We start from the raw sequence: 15588 nt of genomic DNA, 5'->3' as shown, positions 1-15588 counted from the left end.
CTGGACCGGCCCGCCAGCCGCCATCTGGGCACCTCCTGTGCATTTGCGGTCTCCGACCCGCGATACTAGGGGCGGGCATCGACGACGCCGCGCTCACCCGCGCACGCGAGCAAACAGAATGGGCCGCCGAGCCCTTCCGAGGAGGAACGACAGCGTGACCTACGTCATCGCGCAGCCTTGTGTCGACGTCAAGGACAAGGCCTGCATCGAAGAGTGCCCGGTTGACTGCATCTACGAGGGCGAGCGATCGCTCTACATCCACCCGGATGAGTGTGTCGACTGCGGCGCTTGCGAGCCGGTCTGCCCGGTCGAGGCGATCTTCTACGAGGACGACACTCCGGAGGAGTGGAAGGACTACTACAAGGCGAACGTCGAGTTCTTCGACGACCTCGGTTCGCCCGGTGGCGCCTCGAAGCTCGGCCTGATCGAGCGCGACCACCCCTTCATCGCCGCTCTGCCGCCGCAGAACACCGACGAGCACTGAACGATCGGTGGCAACTGAGCTGTGAGTACCAAGAACAGCACGCACGCGCCGTTCCCGGGCCACCCGGGGGCGGCGCGCCGCGTTTCCGATCTCCTGCCGGTCTTCCCCTGGGACAAGCTGGAGCCGTACAAGAAGACGGCGCTGGCCCACCCCGGCGGGCTCTGCGACTTCTCGGTGGGCACCCCGGTCGACCCGGTTCCCGAGGTGATCCAGAAGGCGCTGGCCGCGGCCACCGACACGCCCGGCTACCCGACCGTCTGGGGCCCGCTGGAGCTGCGCGAGGCGATCGCCGGATGGCTGCGCCGCCGGGTCGGCGCCGAGATCGGCCCGCAGGCCGTCCTGCCCACGGTCGGCTCCAAGGAGCTGGTGGCCTGGCTGCCGACCCAGCTCGGCCTCGGCCCCGGTGACCAGGTGGCCTACCCGCGGCTGGCCTACCCGACCTACGAGGTCGGCGCGCGGCTCTGCGGCGCGGAGCCGGTCGAGTACGACTCGGTGGACGAGCTGGACGGTTCGCGGGTCCGCCTGCTCTGGGTCAACTCGCCCTCCAACCCGACCGGCCGGGTGCTCGGCGCGGACGAGCTGCGCCGCGCGGTCGAGTGGGCCCGGGAGCACCGGGCGCTGCTGGTCAGCGACGAGTGCTATCTGGAGCTGGGCTGGGAGGCCGACCCGGCCTCCGTGCTGCACCCGGACGTCTGCGGCGCCGCCGACGACGGGACGCAGCACGAGGGCCTGCTGGCCGTCCACTCGCTGTCCAAGCGCTCCAACCTGGCGGGGTACCGCGCCTCCTTCGTGGCGGGCGACCCGGTGGTGGTCAAGGAGCTGCTGGGGGTGCGCAAGCACGGCGGGATGATCGTCCCGGCCCCGGTCCAGGCGGCGGTCGTCGCGGCGCTCGCCGACGACGCGCACGTGGCCGAGCAGCGCGGGCGCTACGCCGCCCGCCGGGCGGCCCTGCGCGCGGCGCTGGAGGCGTACGGCTTCCGGGTGGAGCACTCGGAGGCGAGCCTGTACCTGTGGGCGACCCAGGACCGGCCGTGCTGGGAGACGGTGGCCGAACTGGCCGGGCTGGGCATCCTGGTGGCGCCCGGCGACTTCTACGGGCCGGCCGGCGAGCGGTTCGTCCGGGTCGCGTTCACCGCGACCGACGAGCGGGTCGCGGCGGCCGTGGAGCGGCTGCGCGGCTGACCCGCGGAGCCCGAGCGCGGCGAAGGGGGCCGGTGTCCAGGACGGGACACCGGCCCCCTTCGGTGCTGTGCGGGGCGCGCCGGGCGGCGCCGGATCAGCCGATCGGCAGGCCGCCGAGGCCACCGCCGCCGATCCCGCCGAGCAGGCCGGTGATCGGGCTGAGACCGGCCAGCGGGGAGTTCGGGCCGAGGTCGGCGCCGCCGAGGCGGTTGGCCGAGCCGTGCTCGGCCAGGCCGAGCACGTCCGTGCCGGGGACCTCGGCCGGCAGCGCGCGGCCCAGGGCGCCGAGCGGGAGCGCGTCGGTCACGGCGTTGGTCCCGGGGACGGCGCCGGCGAGCGCACCGGCGCCCGGCAGGCCCTGGGTCAGGGCGGCGGTCTGCGAGAGCCCGCCGACCGGGTTGGCGCCGGCGGCCGCGCTGCGGCCGGTCGCGCCCGGGCCGCCGTTGACGGCCTCGCCGAGCTTGCCGGCCAGTGCGGCGGCGACCTTCGGGGTGATGCCGGAGAGCTGGCCGGTGGTGGCGGCGGTCTTGTCCACCGGGGCGGTCAGCGAGCTGGCCTTCTCGTTCGCCTCGGGCAGCTGGTGGGCGACGATGTTGCCGGTGGCGTCGGCGGTCGCCGGGACGCCCGCGGCGACGGTGGCGGCGCCGGTGTCCCCGGCGGCCTGGCCCAGCTCGTGGGTGGTGTGCTGCAGGGTGGATCCCGCGTCGGTGTTGGTCAGCTGGCCGAGCGGCGCCGCCAGGTCGGACTTGGGCAGCAGCGCGTCGGCGGCGGACGCGGTGCCGGCCGCGACGAGCGGGGTCGCGCCGGCCGCCACGAGCAGTGCGGCCTGGGCGATCCGGCGCGTGAGGGAGTGAGACATGGGGCTCCTCGAAAGGGTCTTGGGTCCGTCCTGTCCGCCGGGCGGACGACGTTCTTACCGCTTCAGAAGCCAGAAGGTTTCGGCCGGTGCAAGGAAACGGCCTTACCGACGATCGGATCGTAGGACCGGTGCCGGGGGGTGGCGAACGGCCCGGCCGCGGGCGTGCGGGCGGGGCGGGCCAAGGGGAGTGACGGTTCTTCGGGTCGGACTCCGGCGCCGGCCGCCCGTCCACCTGGGTTGACCGGAATCACTCCTTCGGCGGCAACCCGGACACCAGTGCGTCAGCCCGCCGGAGCGGCCGTTCGGAGCCGCTCCGGCGGCCTTCCGCTCAGGGCTTCCCGACCGGGGCGAGCGAGACCAGCACCAGCTTGGTCGAGGTGCCCGTCGGCTGGGGCTTCCAGCCGCCCTCGGACTTGGACTTGCGCCAGACCTTCCCGTCGTAGGCGATCGTCTCGATGCCCAGCTGCTGGGCCTGCGTCACCGCCCAGTGCGCCACCTCCCAGCCGTTCTGCCGCTCGGCGTCCGGGCCGGCGTCGGTGCTCGCCGCCGGGTCCGGGGTCAGCGAGACGGCCTGCTCGGCGCCCTTGACGGTCGAGGTGTAGCCGGCCGCCGGCGTCACCGTCCGGCCGAACTCGCGGCGCACCCGGTCGCTCAGCACCTGCACCCGGTCGGGCAGCGGGGCCGCGGCGGCCGGGGCCGCGGGGGAGCCGGTGGCGGTCGGCGCGGTGTCGTCCGGCTCCGGCTCGGGCGCGGCGAAGTCGTGCACCACGCAGTTCAGCGCGCCCGCCTCGCGGCCGGTCAGCGCCGAGGCGAGCAGCGTCGCCTTGGTCTCGTGCTTGGCGTAGGCCTGCGGGTAGCCGCTCTTCTGCACCTGCTGGGCCGCGTCGGTCAGCGGCAGCCGGGTGTAGCCGGGGACCTTGACCAGGCCGTCCAGGAACTTGTTGGTCGCGTAGACCGGGTCCATGATCTGCTCCACGGTGCCCCAGCCCTGCGAGGGACGCTGCTGGAAGAGGCCGACCGAGTCCCGGTCGCCGCCCGCCAGGTTGCGGATCTTGGACTCCTGCATCGCGGTGGCCAGCGAGATGGTCACCGCGCGGTCCGGCAGTCCGCGCGAGTGCGCCACGGCGGCGATCGTCGCGGCGTTGGCCGCCTGCGGGATCTCCAGGGTGCCCTCGCCCGAGGCCGTCTTGACCGTGCAGCCCTCGGGCGTCAGCTTGGTGTCGCGCAGCCAGTACAGGCCGACCGCGACCACCACGAGCGCCAGCAGGACGACCAGCACCGCGCGCAACGGCCTGCGCCGCCGTCGGGGCGCCGTGTCGCCGCCCTGCTCGCCGCGCCTCTTCCTGGCCACCGCCGCCCCTCTCCACGCTGTTCCTGATCGCACACCGTACCCACTCGGACGGATGTGCGGCGCCACCGGTTGCGATCCGCCGCACGGGGCGGCCGGTCGCCCACGACTAGGCTGAAGGACCATGAGCAGCTCTGAGACGCCCCTGGACCTCACCCTCGACGGCGGTGCGCTGACCGCCCGGCTCGTCGACTTCCCCTCGGTCAGCGGCGACGAGCAGGCGCTCGCCGACGCCGTCGAGGCGGCGCTGCGGGCCTACCCGCACCTGACCGTGGACCGGTACGGCAACAACGTGGTGGCCCGTACCGGCCTGGGCCGCGCCGAGCGCGTGCTGCTCGCCGGCCACCTGGACACCGTGCCGATCGCCGACAACGTGCCCTCCTACGTCGAGGGCGACCTGCTCTACGGGTGCGGCACCTCCGACATGAAGTCCGGGGTGGCCGTCCAGCTCCGGCTGGCCGCCACCCTGGCCGAGCCCAACCGGGACCTCACCTTCGTCTTCTACGACTGCGAGGAGGTGGAGGCCCACCGCAACGGCCTCGGCCACCTCGCCGCCCGGCACCCGGACTGGCTGGCCGCCGACTTCGCCGTGCTGATGGAGCCCAGCGGGGCCGCCGTCGAGGGCGGTTGCCAGGGCACCATGCGGATCCAGGTCCGGCTGACCGGGGTGCGCGCCCACGCGGCCCGCGGCTGGCTCGGCGACAACGCGATCCACCACGCCGCCGAGGTGCTCGGCCGGCTCGCCGGGTACGAGCCGCGCCGGGTGGAGATCGACGGCCTGGAGTACCGCGAGGGCCTGAACGCCGTCCGGATCGACGGCGGCGTGGCCGGCAACGTCATCCCCGACGAGTGCGTGGTGACGGTCAACTTCCGCTTCGCGCCGGACCGTAGCGAGGCGGAGGCCGAGAAGCACCTGCGCGAGGTCTTCGACGGCTTCGAGGTGACCGTCACCGACTCCGCCCCCGGCGCCCTCCCCGGGCTCGACCAGCCGGCCGCCCGGGCCTTCCTGGCCGCCACCGGCGGCGTCGCCCGGGCCAAGTTCGGCTGGACCGACGTCGCCCGGTTCAGCGCCTTCGGCATCCCGGCGGTCAACTACGGCCCGGGCGACCCGAACATGGCGCACAAGCGGGACGAGTACTGCTCGCTCGCCGCGATCGCCGAGACCGAGGAGCGACTGCGCGCCTGGCTGACCGACTGAGCCGCCGCGGCCGGCCGGACGGTCCGCCGCCGGCCGGCGCGGCCGCCCGGACCAGCAGGTCCGTCGTCGAACGCCATCTTCCGGTCGCCCAACCGACCTCTCACCGTTGCCTGAAAACCGGGATCGTCGGGCGTAGGGTTTCGTCATGACAGGCACTGGAGACGAGAAGCACTACGGACACGGGCCCGAGCAGGTGGGCGAGCCGCGCCCGAAGAAGGCGTGGCCCGAGAAGCAGAAGGGCCCGGTGCTGGTGCGCCGGGACCAGGTCGGCACCAGCACGACGGACCAGCGCCTGCTGGACACCACCGGCCCGACGGACTGGCTGCACACCGACCCCTGGCGGGTGCTGCGGATCACCTCGGAGTTCGTCGAGGGCTTCGGCGCGCTGGCCGAACTCCCGGCCGCGATCAGCGTCTTCGGATCCGCCCGGACGCCGGTCGACTCCCCCGAGTACGCGGCGGGCGTGGCGATCGGCCGGGCGCTGGCGGAGGCCGGCTACGCGGTGATCACCGGCGGCGGCCCGGGCGCGATGGAGGCGGCCAACCGCGGCGCCTCGGACGCCGGCGGCCTGAGCGTGGGCCTCGGCATCGAGCTGCCCTTCGAGCAGGGGCTCAACGAGTTCGTCGACCTCGGGCTGAACTTCCGCTACTTCTTCGTCCGCAAGACGATGTTCGTGAAGTACGCGCAGGGCTTCGTGGTGCTGCCCGGCGGCCTCGGCACGCTGGACGAGATGTTCGAGGCGCTGACCCTGGTGCAGACGAAGAAGGTCACCCGGTTCCCGGTGATCCTCTTCGGCAGCGAGTACTGGGGCGGCCTCTACGAGTGGCTGAAGAACACCCTGGTCGCGCAGGGCAAGGCGGCCCCGCACGACCTGGAGCTGTTCCACATCACCGACGACATCGACGAGGTCATGAAGATCCTCGCCGACGCCCGCCGCCCGGCGAACGAGATCTGAGGGCCGGGGGAGCCGAAGGAGGGGGCGCCCTACGCCAGCCCCCGGCGGGCGACCGCCGGGGGGCGGGTGCCCCGGATCGAGGCGACCATGTCCAGCACCTGCCGGGTCTCGGCCACCTGGTGCGCCCGGTAGATCCGGGCGCCCAGCCAGGCCGAGACCGCCGTGGTCGCCAGCGTGCCGAGCAGCCGCTCGTTCACCGGCCGGTCCAGGGTCTCGCCGACGAAGTCCTTGTTGGAGAGCGAGACCAGCACCGGGAAGCCGGTCGCGGTCATCTCCGGCAGCCGGCGGGTCGCCTCCAGCGAGTGCCGGGTGTTCTTCCCGAAGTCGTGCCCCGGGTCGATGACCACCGCGTCCCGCCGCACGCCCAGCTCCACCGCCCGCTCGGCCAGGCCGACCGTCACCCGCAGGATGTCCGCCATCACGTCCGGGTAGCCGGTGCGGTGCGGCCGGGTCCGCGGTTCGGCGCCGCCCGCGTGGGTGCAGACCAGGCCGGCGTCGTACCGGGCGGCCACCTCGGCCAGCTTCGGATCGACCCCGCCCCAGGCGTCGTTGAGCAGGTCCGCACCCACCTCGCAGACCGCCTCGCCGACCTCGTGGCGCCAGGTGTCCACGCTGATCACGGCCTCCGGGTGGCGCTTGCGCAGCTCCGCCACGAACGGCACGGTGCGCCGCAGTTCCTCCTCGACGGTCACCTCGTCGCCCGGTCCGGCCTTCACCCCGCCGATGTCCAGGATCGCGGCGCCCTCGGCCATCGCGCGGTCGGCGGCGGCGAACGCGGCCTCGTCCGCGAAGGTGGCGCCCTTGTCGAAGAACGAGTCCGGAGTGCGGTTGACGATGGCCATGATCACCAGCTCGTCGTCACCGAATTCCCGTGGTCCCAGGCGCAGTGCCACCGATGTCTCCTCCACAGCTGCTCCGGGTGCGATGATGGCCCCCGGCCTATCGGGAACCATGCTGTCATGATCGTGAGCCGGGCACTGTTGTCAGCGCCGGCAGGGAAGTCGGGAGGACCGCTCGTGTTCTGGGTGATCGTGGTGGCGATGGCCGTCGTGGTCGGAGGCGCCGCGTTGGTGGCGCTCGGCGGGGGCGGCTCACTGCCGGAGGCGGTGCAGGACCGGATCGCCGCCCGGCTGCCGCAGGACCGTCCGCTGAGCCGGGACGACGTGGACGGCATCCGGCTGCCGATGGCCGTGCGCGGCTACCGGATGGACGAGGTGGACGACGTCCTGGACCGTCTCGGTGCCGAACTCGCCTACCGGGACTCGCGGATCGCCGAGCTGGAGGCCGCCGGCGCGGTCCGCGGCGCCGTCGAGGCCACCGGCCCGGACGCCGGGGCCGAACCGCTGCCCGGGCTGGAGGAGTTCGCGCAGGTGGTGGAGCCCGTCAGCACGCTGACCAAGGGCCCGGAGGGTGCGAAGCCGGCGGCGGACCAGTGACCGAGGCCGGTGCGGCGCTCGGTGCGGACGGCCTGCGCCGCTGCGGCTGGGGCGACTCGGCGGACGACTACCGGCTCTACCACGACACCGAGTGGGGCCGCCCGGTCCACGGCGACGACGCGCTGTTCGAGCGGGTCTGCCTGGAGGCCTTCCAGTCCGGCCTGTCCTGGATCACCATCCTGCGCCGCCGGGAGGGCTTCCGGGCCGCGTTCGAGGGCTTCGCGATCGACAAGGTCGCCGAGTTCGGCCCCGCGGACGTCGAGCGGCTGCTCGGCGACGCGGGCATCATCCGCAACCGGGCCAAGATCGAGGCGTCGATCGCCAACGCGAAGGTCGCCCGCGACCTCGACGGCGGCCTGGACGCGCTGATCTGGCAGTACGCCGGTGCGCCGGACCGGCCGGCCCCCCGCACCCTGGCGGAGGTCCCGGCCGTCACGCCCGAGTCGACGGCGCTGGCGAAGGCGCTCAAGAAGGCGGGCTTCCGCTTCGTCGGCCCGACCACCGCGTACGCGCTGATGCAGGCCTGCGGCCTGGTCGACGACCACCTGGCGGACTGCCACGTCCGGAGCGCCCTGCGGGCCGTCTAGGCCCTCCCGGGCCCCGGGAGGGCCCCGCCGGACCCCGCCCGGGCCCGCACGGCCCGGGCGGTGCCCCGCCGGGCCTCAGCGGCCCAGGTACGTCGGCTTCTCCTTGGCGATGAACGCGCGCACCGCGATCCGGTGGTCCTCGCTGTCGCCGGCCAGGGTCTGCAGCTCGTCCTCCTTGTCGAGCAGCTCGTCCAGGGAGTGCGAGGCGCCGTACGCGAGCGACTCCTTGATGGCGCCGTACGCGACCGTCGGGCCCTCGGCCAGCTCCTTGGCGAAGACCCGGGCGGTGGCGGCCAGCTCGGCGGCCGGGACGACCTTGGTGGCCAGGCCCAGCTCCATCGCCTCGGTGGCCTTCACCGTGCGCGGCAGCATCAGCAGCTCGGTGGCCTTGGCGTGCCCGACCAGCCGGGGCAGCGTCCAGGAGGCACCCGAGTCGGCGGTCAGGGCGATCCCGGCGAAGGCCGTGTTGAAGCCGGCCGTGTCCGCGACGATCCGGAAGTCGCAGGCGAAGGCCAGCGAGGCGCCCGCGCCCGCCGCGACGCCGCCGACCGCCGCCACCGTCGGCTTGCGCATCCCCGCCAGCGCCCGCACCAGCGGGTTGTAGTGCTCGGAGACGGTCTTCAGCGCGCCCTCACCGGTCTCCTCGGCCCGCTTGAGCAGGCCCAGGTGCTCCTTGAGGTCCTGCCCGACGCAGAACGCCCGCTCACCGGCGCCGGTGAGCAGCACCGCCCGCACCGCCCGGTCCTCGGCGGCGGCGGTCATGGTGTCGCGCAGGGCCACCTTGGTGGCGGTGTCCAGCGCGTTCATCGCCCCGGGGCGGTTGATGGTGATGACGGCGAGGCCGCCGTCCAGCTCGTACAGCACGGAATCGGACATGGGCGAGGGGCTCCCTTGCGATCGGCACAGCTCGGTCGTGTGTCAGGATGCCGGAGCGTGCGGCCGGGTGGGGAGTGTGAGGTATCGCACCTTTCGGCGGCGCGCCGACCGCCGCCGCGCCGGGGCTTATGGCAGGAAATGTGGCGCTTGGAGCCGGTCCGGCCGTGGTTGCGCCGAGAGTGATGTTGGTCATCAGGCCGTGGCATGCGGGATAATGGCTTCCGATCAATGCGTTCGATACCGGCGGTGGACGGACTGCCGGTGCGTAGCTGAGCGGTTGCAGGAAGGGGAACGAGCATGGCGGCCATGAAGCCGCGGACGGGTGACGGCCCGCTCGAAGTCACCAAAGAGGGGCGGGGCATCATCATGCGCGTTCCGCTCGAAGGCGGCGGACGCCTTGTGGTGGAGCTCACGCCTGACGAGGCCGACGCCCTGGGCGAGGCTCTGAAGAAGGCCTGCGGCTGACCGCAGCGGGTGCTCCCCATCTCCTGGAGATGTGCCGCCGGGCCCGGGTACGACACTACGTCGGCCCGGGCTCTGTGGTTTCCGGGCGGCGTGTTTCCCGGGCGGCCGCCGTCGGGCCGCCGTCGGGGCCCCGGCCCGGTCAGCGCTTCACGGCGCAGAGCAGCCCGTCCGACACCGGCAGCAGCGCCGGCAGCAGGGCCTCGCTCTCCCGGACGTCCCGGACCAGGTCGCGCACCGCGTGCGTCTGCGGGTCCTGCTGGTCCGGCTCGGCCAGTCGGCCCTCCTGGAAGACGCCCTCGAAGCAGACCATCCCGCCCGGCCGCAGCAGCCGCAGCGACTCCGCCAGGTACTCCCGGGACTCCGCCGGGTCCCCGTCGCAGAAGACCAGGTCGTACTGGCCGTCCGCGAGCCGCGGCAGCACGTCCAGGGCCCGGCCCGGTATGAAGCGGGACCGGTTCGCCGCGAACCCGGCCGCGTGGTACGCCTCCCGGGCCAGCTGCTGGCGCACCGGTTCGGTGTCGACGGTGGTGAGCACCCCGTCCGGGCGCATCCCGCGCAGCAGGTAGACGCCGGAGACGCCCGTCCCGGTGCCGATCTCGGCCACCGCCTTGGCGTCCAGGGCGGCCGCCAGCAGCCGCAGACAGGCCCCGCCTCCCGGTCCGATCGCCCTGATACCGGTGCGCGCGGACTGTGCCCGGGCGTAGGTGAGCACCGCGTCCTCGCCGACGAAGGTGTCGGAGAGGGCCACGCGCGCGGGCCCGAACTCGCTGATGGCTGCCTCTTTCGGAGCCCCGGGCGATGGCCCGGTGCCGAGCGGAAGTCGATATTTCCTGGCACAGATTACTGGCCGACCGGGAACCGCGTACGGCGGCGGGCCGTTGCTGAGGAAGGGACCGGTCGACGGATACCCCCGCGATACCCCCCGGGCACTTTTATCCGGGCTTGACGGGCGAGGTGGATATGGTGGTGGCCCTGCTGGGCAGAAGAGCCAACCGAGGAGGTGTGGCCGAGGGCGACGTCCCTGTGCGGCGGCACTCCCGCGGCACCGCGTCAGCCCGTACGCCGAAGCCCGTGATGAACCAGTCTGCGCACTCCACCCTGGACCAGCCGGTCGCCGCGACGCCGGCCGCCGGTACCACCGAGGCACCCGCCGCCCTCGCGAGCTTCGCCGAGGGTCCCGACGCGCAGACCTGGACTCCGCCCTCCTGGGAGGAGATCGTCGAGGCGCACAGCGCCCGCGTCTACCGACTCGCCTACCGCCTGACGGGGAATCAGCACGACGCCGAGGACCTCACCCAGGAGGTCTTCGTCCGGGTGTTCCGTTCGTTGTCGACCTACACCCCCGGCACGTTCGAGGGCTGGTTGCACCGGATCACCACCAACCTGTTCCTGGACATGGTCCGCCGGCGCCAGCGGATCCGCTTCGACGCGCTCGGCGACGACGCGGCCGAGCGCCTGGCCAGCCGCGAGCCCAGCCCGGCCCAGCACTTCAGCGACACCCACTTCGACGCCGACGTCCAGCAGGCGCTGGACACCCTCGCCCCGGAGTTCCGCGCCGCCGTGGTGCTCTGCGACATCGAGGGCCTCTCCTACGAGGAGATCGCGGCGACGCTGGGCGTCAAGCTCGGCACCGTCCGCAGCCGGATCCACCGCGGCCGCTCGCACCTGCGCGCCGCGCTGAAGCACCGCGCCCCCGGCGCGGCCCCGGGCCGCGAGCGCCGGGGCGGCTCCGAGGAGCCGGTACCGGTGCCGGTCGGCGCCGCCGCGGGTGAGGCCACGGTCGCGCCGGGCGGGCGCGGACGGAGGCGATCGTGAGCGGAACCGGCCGGTCGGGACCGGGTCGGCCGGACGCTCCCGGCAAGGCCGCCGCCTGGCGCGGCGGCTGGCCCCAGCTGGGCCGGCGCGGCCACGAGGACGGCGCCGAGGACCCGCTGCCGCCCGTTCCGGCCCTGCCGGGTGAGGCGTCGCTGCGCGCGGTCGCCCTCCGGCCCGCCGAACCCGCCGCCGAGGAGCACCACCTCGGGGAGCGGCTCTCCGCCTTCGTCGACGGCGAACTCGGCCACGACTCCCGCGACCGCGTCCAGGCCCATCTGGCGACCTGCCCGCAATGCCTCGCCGAGGCCGACGAGGGCCGCGCCGTGAAGCACCTGCTGACCCGGACCGGCACCCCCGGCCCGTCCTCGGCGCTGATGTCCCGGCTGATGGCCGTCGGCACGCTCCAGGACGAGGACGCTCCCGCCGAGCGGCCGCGCCGGGACGACGACGACCTGCCCGGCGGCGGGCTGCCCGCGGCCTGGGGGTCCCCCCGGCCGGAGACCGGCGGCACGCTCGGCGGCAGCCGGCTGAACGGCGGCTCCTTCGGCCGCGGCGCGGGCGCCTTCGGTGCGGGCGCGCTCGGCGCCGACGCACCGGTCCCCGGTGTCGACCCCCGCGCGTTCGGGCGCGGGAGCTCGGTGCTGCGCCCGCTGATGGGCCGGCGCTCCGGCCGTCCCGAGGCCTCCTCGGTGCCGCGCCCGGCCGCGGCCGCCACCGGCCCGGTGGTGACCCGGCAGGCTCCGCCGCGCGGGCGCCGCTTCGTCTTCGCCGCCGCCGGGGCCTTCTCGGTCGCCGCGGTGACGCTGGGCGGGGTCGGCGGTTTCGCCGCACAGAGCGACGATCAGCACGGCACCTCGGTGAGCCCGGCCGGCAACCCCGGCCGCGGCGGCGGGTACGCCCCGATGAAGGCCCAGGTCCCGGTGGACTTCCCGGTCCGCCCGGTGGCGGCCACCCGCAGCGCGACCCCGCAGCAGATCGTGCCGGACCGGACCCCGAGCTCGGGCCTCGCCGGGCTGCACCAGGAGAACCGGTAGCGCGGACCGGCCACCGCGGCCATGGCCATCGACGGCTCTTCACCACGGCTTCATCACACTGTGGGGTCCGGATCCGACAGTGGCCATTACGCTGTAGGAACCCGTTGTCCGACGAGCTGAGGGAGCTTAGGTGTTCAGCGACGTAGGCGGACTGGAGATCCTGACTCTGGTCATCATGGCCATCGTGATCTTCGGTCCGGACAAGCTGCCGAAGCTGATCCAGGACACCATGGGCTTCATCAAGAAGGTCCGCTCCTTCGCCGACTCGGCCAAGGAGGACATCCGCAGCGAGCTGGGCCCGGAGTTCAAGGACTTCGAGTTCGAGGACCTCCACCCCAAGACCTTCGTCCGCAAGCAGCTCATGGGCGGCCAGGACGACCCGCTGGGCCTCAAGGAGATGCGGGACAGCCTGGACATCCGCTCGGTGCTGGACGACAAGCCCGCCGCCGCCGTGAACGGCCACGGGCGCGCCGGCACGGTCAGCATGGACAAGTCCGCCGCGGTGGCCCCGGCCTCCGCCGGCGCCGCGCTCCAGCCCGGCGAGCGCCCTCCGTTCGACCCCGACGCCACCTGATCCCGCGTCGCTCCGACGACGCCACCGCCCCGCCCGGCCGCACGGCTGAGCGGGGCGGCGGCGTGTGCGCCGCTATTGTGCTGAATGTTCCCGCTGTGCCATCGGTCACTTCCGGTCGGTTCCGGCCCGAAGGCACCCGGCGGGAACGCCGCGGTACGCCACCATGGGAGCGCACCACGGCAGGAGATCTGCGTTGAGGAGGCCCGGGATGGACGCGACGAGTCATGCGGTGGGGACGGCGACGGCCGACGGCCCGACGGTCGGCGGACAGGCCGGCCCGGCCGACCCACTGGTCCCCTACCTGTCGGCGGACTTCCCCTGGTACGGCCTGGACGACGGCTGGACCGGCCGCCGCTACCTGATCCAGGCTGGCGCCGGCGGCCCGCGCGGTGGCGCGCCCGGCAGCGTCGACTACGGCACCCTCGGCCACGGTGAGGAGCCGGCCCGGCAGTACGAGCCGCGGGACATGCGCAAGTTCGCCGTGGTCGTCACGGTGGCCCGCCGGGGCAGCCGCCGCAGCGCCGACAACACCGGCACGCTGGAGGCGACCTCGGCCTCCTCCGCCGCCTGGCTGGCCGGCTCCGGCCTGCTCGCCTCCACCTGGCCGGGCCAGCTGGACCGCACGCTGCGCCAGGACTGGCTGGACCAGCAGAGCACCCTCGCCTGGGACCTCGCCGACGACCTGGCCGGCCCCGGGTGGTCCACCCTCAGCCTCCCGGTGAACGGCCTGCCGCAGCCCTTCCGCTACCGCGAGTCCGAGTACGGCTGGGTCCTCGCGGGCGAGGCCCCCGGCGTCCTCCTCGGCGCCTACGGCCGCGGCGTCAGCGCCTACGGCACCGGCTTCTCCACCGTCCCCGACCTGACCGCCTACACCCGCCCGTAGCCCGCCCCGCCCCGGGACAGCACGAAGGGCCGGGCGAACCGCCCGGCCCTTCGCGAGGATCAGAACTTGTTCTTCGGGGTGAGGCCGAGGGAGAGACCGGACAGGCCGCGCTGGCGGCCGCCGAGCTTGCCCGCGACGGCGCGCAGGGCGGCGCCGGCGGGGGAGTCGGGCGCGGCGAGCACGACCGGGCGGCCGTCGTCGCCGCCCTCGCGCAGCCGGACGTCGATCGGGATCGAGCCGAGCACCGGCACGTTGGCGCCGACGGTCCGGGTGAGCGCGTCCGCGACGATCTGGCCGCCGCCGGTGCCGAACACGTCGATCATCTCGTCGCAGTGCGGGCAGGGCATGCCGGACATGTTCTCGATCACGCCGACGATCTTCTGGTGCGTCTGCACCGCGATGGTGCCGGCCCGCTCGGCCACCTCGGCGGCGGCCATCTGCGGGGTGGTGACGATCAGGATCTCCGCGTTCGGGACCAGCTGCGCGACCGAGATCGCGATGTCGCCGGTGCCGGGCGGCAGGTCCAGCAGCAGGACGTCCAGGTCGCCCCAGTAGACGTCGGCCAGGAACTGCTGGAGCGCGCGGTGCAGCATCGGGCCGCGCCAGACCACCGGGGCGTTGCCGGGGGTGAACATGCCGATCGAGATGACCTTCACGCCGTTCGCCTGCGGCGGCATGATCATGTCCTGGACCTGGGTGGGCCGGCCCTCGACGCCCAGCATGCGCGGCACGCTGTGGCCGTAGATGTCGGCGTCCACCACGGCGACCTTCAGGCCGTCCGCGGCCATCGCGGCCGCGAGGTTCACCGTCACGGAGGACTTGCCGACGCCGCCCTTGCCGGAGGCGACCGCGTAGACCCGGGTCAGCGTGCCCGGCTTGGCGAACGGGATCTCGCGCTCCGGGGCGCCGCCGCGCAGCAGCTGGGAGAGCTCCTTGCGCTGCTCGTCGCTCATCACGTCGAGCTCGACCTCGACGCCGGTGACGCCGGGGACCGCGCCGACCGCGTCACGCACCCGGGTGACGATGGTGTCACGCATCGGGCAGCCGGAGACGGTGAGGTAGACCGCGACGCGGACCTCGCCGCTCTCGGCGATCTCGACCGATTTCACCATGCCGATCTCGGTGATCGGACGGTTGATCTCCGGGTCGTTCACGGTCGCCAGCGCCTGGCGTACGGACTCCTCCGTGACGCCGGCCGCGACCTCTGTCTCGTTGGCCATGCCTTGATGGTACGGCGCCGGGCGTACCGCTTAACCGGTCGGTAGCGTGCTGCCGGTCACAGCATCCCGGAACCCTCCCGGCGTTCGTCGATCTCCTTGAGCAGGGACTGCAGTTCGGAGCGGACCGCGCCCAGCTCCGAGGCGATGAAAGCCCGGGTGGCGACCTCGCCGAGGCCCTGGCGCAGGGCCGCCACCTCCCGGGTCAGGTACTCGGTGTCGGCGATGTTCCGATCACTGCGGGCGCGGTCCTGCTCCATGTTGACGCGGTCCCGGTCGTCCTGGCGGTTCTGCGCCAGCAGGATCAGCGGCGCCGCGTACGAGGCCTGCAGCGAGAGCATCAGGGTGAGGAAGATGAACGGGTAGTCGTCGAAGTGGACGGCGTCCGGCAGCACCGTGTTCCAGCCCACCCAGACGACCACGACGACGGTCATCCAGACGATGAACCGCCCGGTGCCCAGGAAGCGCGCGATCCGCTCGGAGAGCTTGCCGAAGGCCTCCGGGTCGTACGTCGGCAGGGTGATCAGGCCGGGCCTGGTGGTCCGCGGCTGGTCCAGCCGGGAGCGGGAGGCGACGCCGGTGGAGGGCTCGGCGCGGCGCTCGCGGGCGCCCTCCCGGGCGCGCAGTTCGCGCAGCTGGCGCAGTTGGCGCAGCTCGCCCTGGAGGCGCTGGCGG

Annotated in this window: 18 protein-coding genes; 11 read left to right on the top strand and 7 right to left on the bottom strand. The window is 73.8% G+C overall.

The window, feature by feature from the left end:
* The first annotated feature begins 154 nt into the window (after positions 1-154).
* Both fdxA and dapC read left to right on the top strand, forming a co-directional pair.
* Positions 155-484: a ferredoxin gene (gene fdxA, locus ABZ497_RS04245; protein WP_329489462.1), complete on the top strand. Its 330-nt coding sequence runs from the start codon at positions 155-157 to the stop codon at positions 482-484.
* Between the two features lie 21 nt (positions 485-505).
* Entirely contained in the window at positions 506-1666 is a 1161-nt protein-coding gene (gene dapC / locus ABZ497_RS04240; RefSeq protein ID WP_329489463.1) for a succinyldiaminopimelate transaminase, read from the top strand.
* A 94-nt stretch (positions 1667-1760) separates the two neighbouring features.
* On the opposite strand, the gene ABZ497_RS04235 is transcribed toward dapC, so the two are convergent.
* Positions 1761-2525, bottom strand: a complete 765-nt coding sequence (locus ABZ497_RS04235) for a hypothetical protein (RefSeq protein ID WP_359803290.1) — start codon at positions 2523-2525, stop codon at positions 1761-1763.
* Between the two features lie 328 nt (positions 2526-2853).
* Complete coding sequence (locus tag ABZ497_RS04230; RefSeq protein ID WP_359803289.1) at positions 2854-3876, bottom strand: hypothetical protein; 1023 nt, start codon at positions 3874-3876, stop codon at positions 2854-2856.
* Between the two features lie 121 nt (positions 3877-3997).
* Between ABZ497_RS04230 and dapE the strand changes: the two genes are divergently transcribed.
* Together dapE and ABZ497_RS04220 are read left to right on the top strand one after the other, a co-directional pair.
* Positions 3998-5071: a succinyl-diaminopimelate desuccinylase gene (dapE, locus tag ABZ497_RS04225; RefSeq protein WP_352295883.1), complete on the top strand. Its 1074-nt coding sequence runs from the start codon at positions 3998-4000 to the stop codon at positions 5069-5071.
* A gap of 145 nt (positions 5072-5216) precedes the next feature.
* Positions 5217-6026: a TIGR00730 family Rossman fold protein gene (locus ABZ497_RS04220; protein ID WP_329489467.1), complete on the top strand. Its 810-nt coding sequence runs from the start codon at positions 5217-5219 to the stop codon at positions 6024-6026.
* 29 nt (positions 6027-6055) lie between these two features.
* Here the strand turns inward: ABZ497_RS04220 and folP are convergent, their stop codons facing one another.
* Positions 6056-6868, bottom strand: coding sequence for a dihydropteroate synthase (gene folP, locus ABZ497_RS04215; protein WP_329492232.1), 813 nt, complete (start codon positions 6866-6868; stop codon positions 6056-6058).
* 174 nt (positions 6869-7042) lie between these two features.
* Between folP and ABZ497_RS04210 the strand changes: the two genes are divergently transcribed.
* Positions 7043-7462, top strand: a complete 420-nt coding sequence (locus tag ABZ497_RS04210) for a DivIVA domain-containing protein (RefSeq protein WP_352295877.1) — start codon at positions 7043-7045, stop codon at positions 7460-7462.
* A complete protein-coding gene (locus ABZ497_RS04205) occupies positions 7459-8049 on the top strand; it encodes a DNA-3-methyladenine glycosylase I (RefSeq protein WP_329489469.1) in 591 nt (196 codons plus the stop codon). The genes ABZ497_RS04210 and ABZ497_RS04205 overlap by 4 nt, the downstream gene beginning before the upstream one ends.
* A gap of 75 nt (positions 8050-8124) precedes the next feature.
* Here ABZ497_RS04205 and ABZ497_RS04200 read toward each other — a convergent pair whose 3' ends face one another.
* On the bottom strand, positions 8125-8925 hold the full coding sequence (locus tag ABZ497_RS04200) for an enoyl-CoA hydratase-related protein (protein ID WP_329489470.1): 801 nt from the start codon (positions 8923-8925) through the stop codon (positions 8125-8127).
* Between the two features lie 297 nt (positions 8926-9222).
* On the opposite strand from ABZ497_RS04200, the gene ABZ497_RS04195 reads away from it, so the two are divergent.
* A complete protein-coding gene (locus ABZ497_RS04195) occupies positions 9223-9390 on the top strand; it encodes a DUF3117 domain-containing protein (protein WP_014137929.1) in 168 nt (55 codons plus the stop codon).
* Between the two features lie 139 nt (positions 9391-9529).
* Here ABZ497_RS04195 and ABZ497_RS04190 read toward each other — a convergent pair whose 3' ends face one another.
* A complete protein-coding gene (locus ABZ497_RS04190) occupies positions 9530-10138 on the bottom strand; it encodes an O-methyltransferase (RefSeq protein ID WP_329489471.1) in 609 nt (202 codons plus the stop codon).
* A gap of 212 nt (positions 10139-10350) precedes the next feature.
* Between ABZ497_RS04190 and sigE the strand changes: the two genes are divergently transcribed.
* The 4 genes from sigE (at position 10351) to ABZ497_RS04170 (ending at position 13696) form a co-directional block, all read left to right on the top strand.
* Positions 10351-11205, top strand: a complete 855-nt coding sequence (sigE, locus tag ABZ497_RS04185; protein WP_329492233.1) for an RNA polymerase sigma factor SigE — start codon at positions 10351-10353, stop codon at positions 11203-11205.
* Positions 11202-12239 (top strand): zf-HC2 domain-containing protein, encoded by a 1038-nt coding sequence (locus tag ABZ497_RS04180; RefSeq protein ID WP_359803286.1) that lies wholly within the window; start codon positions 11202-11204, stop codon positions 12237-12239. Before sigE ends, ABZ497_RS04180 begins: the two co-directional genes overlap by 4 nt.
* A 130-nt stretch (positions 12240-12369) precedes the next feature.
* Positions 12370-12813 carry a sec-independent translocase gene (locus ABZ497_RS04175; RefSeq protein WP_359803284.1) on the top strand — a complete coding sequence of 148 codons (444 nt, stop codon included), beginning with the start codon at positions 12370-12372 and terminating at the stop codon, positions 12811-12813.
* A 208-nt stretch (positions 12814-13021) separates the two neighbouring features.
* Positions 13022-13696 carry a hypothetical protein gene (locus ABZ497_RS04170; protein WP_329489474.1) on the top strand — a complete coding sequence of 225 codons (675 nt, stop codon included), beginning with the start codon at positions 13022-13024 and terminating at the stop codon, positions 13694-13696.
* A 59-nt stretch (positions 13697-13755) separates the two neighbouring features.
* On the opposite strand, the gene ABZ497_RS04165 is transcribed toward ABZ497_RS04170, so the two are convergent.
* Positions 13756-14916 carry an Mrp/NBP35 family ATP-binding protein gene (locus ABZ497_RS04165; RefSeq protein ID WP_329489475.1) on the bottom strand — a complete coding sequence of 387 codons (1161 nt, stop codon included), beginning with the start codon at positions 14914-14916 and terminating at the stop codon, positions 13756-13758.
* A 56-nt stretch (positions 14917-14972) separates the two neighbouring features.
* On the bottom strand, positions 14973-15539 hold the full coding sequence (locus ABZ497_RS04160) for a DUF1003 domain-containing protein (RefSeq protein WP_359803322.1): 567 nt from the start codon (positions 15537-15539) through the stop codon (positions 14973-14975).
* Positions 15540-15588: the final 49 nt, after the last annotated feature.

This window comes from Kitasatospora sp. NPDC005751, from assembly GCF_040630835.1.
GTDB lineage: Bacteria > Actinomycetota > Actinomycetes > Streptomycetales > Streptomycetaceae > Kitasatospora.
Note: the sequence above shows the minus strand (reverse complement) of the source record. Positions and strands in the feature narration are given on the sequence as shown.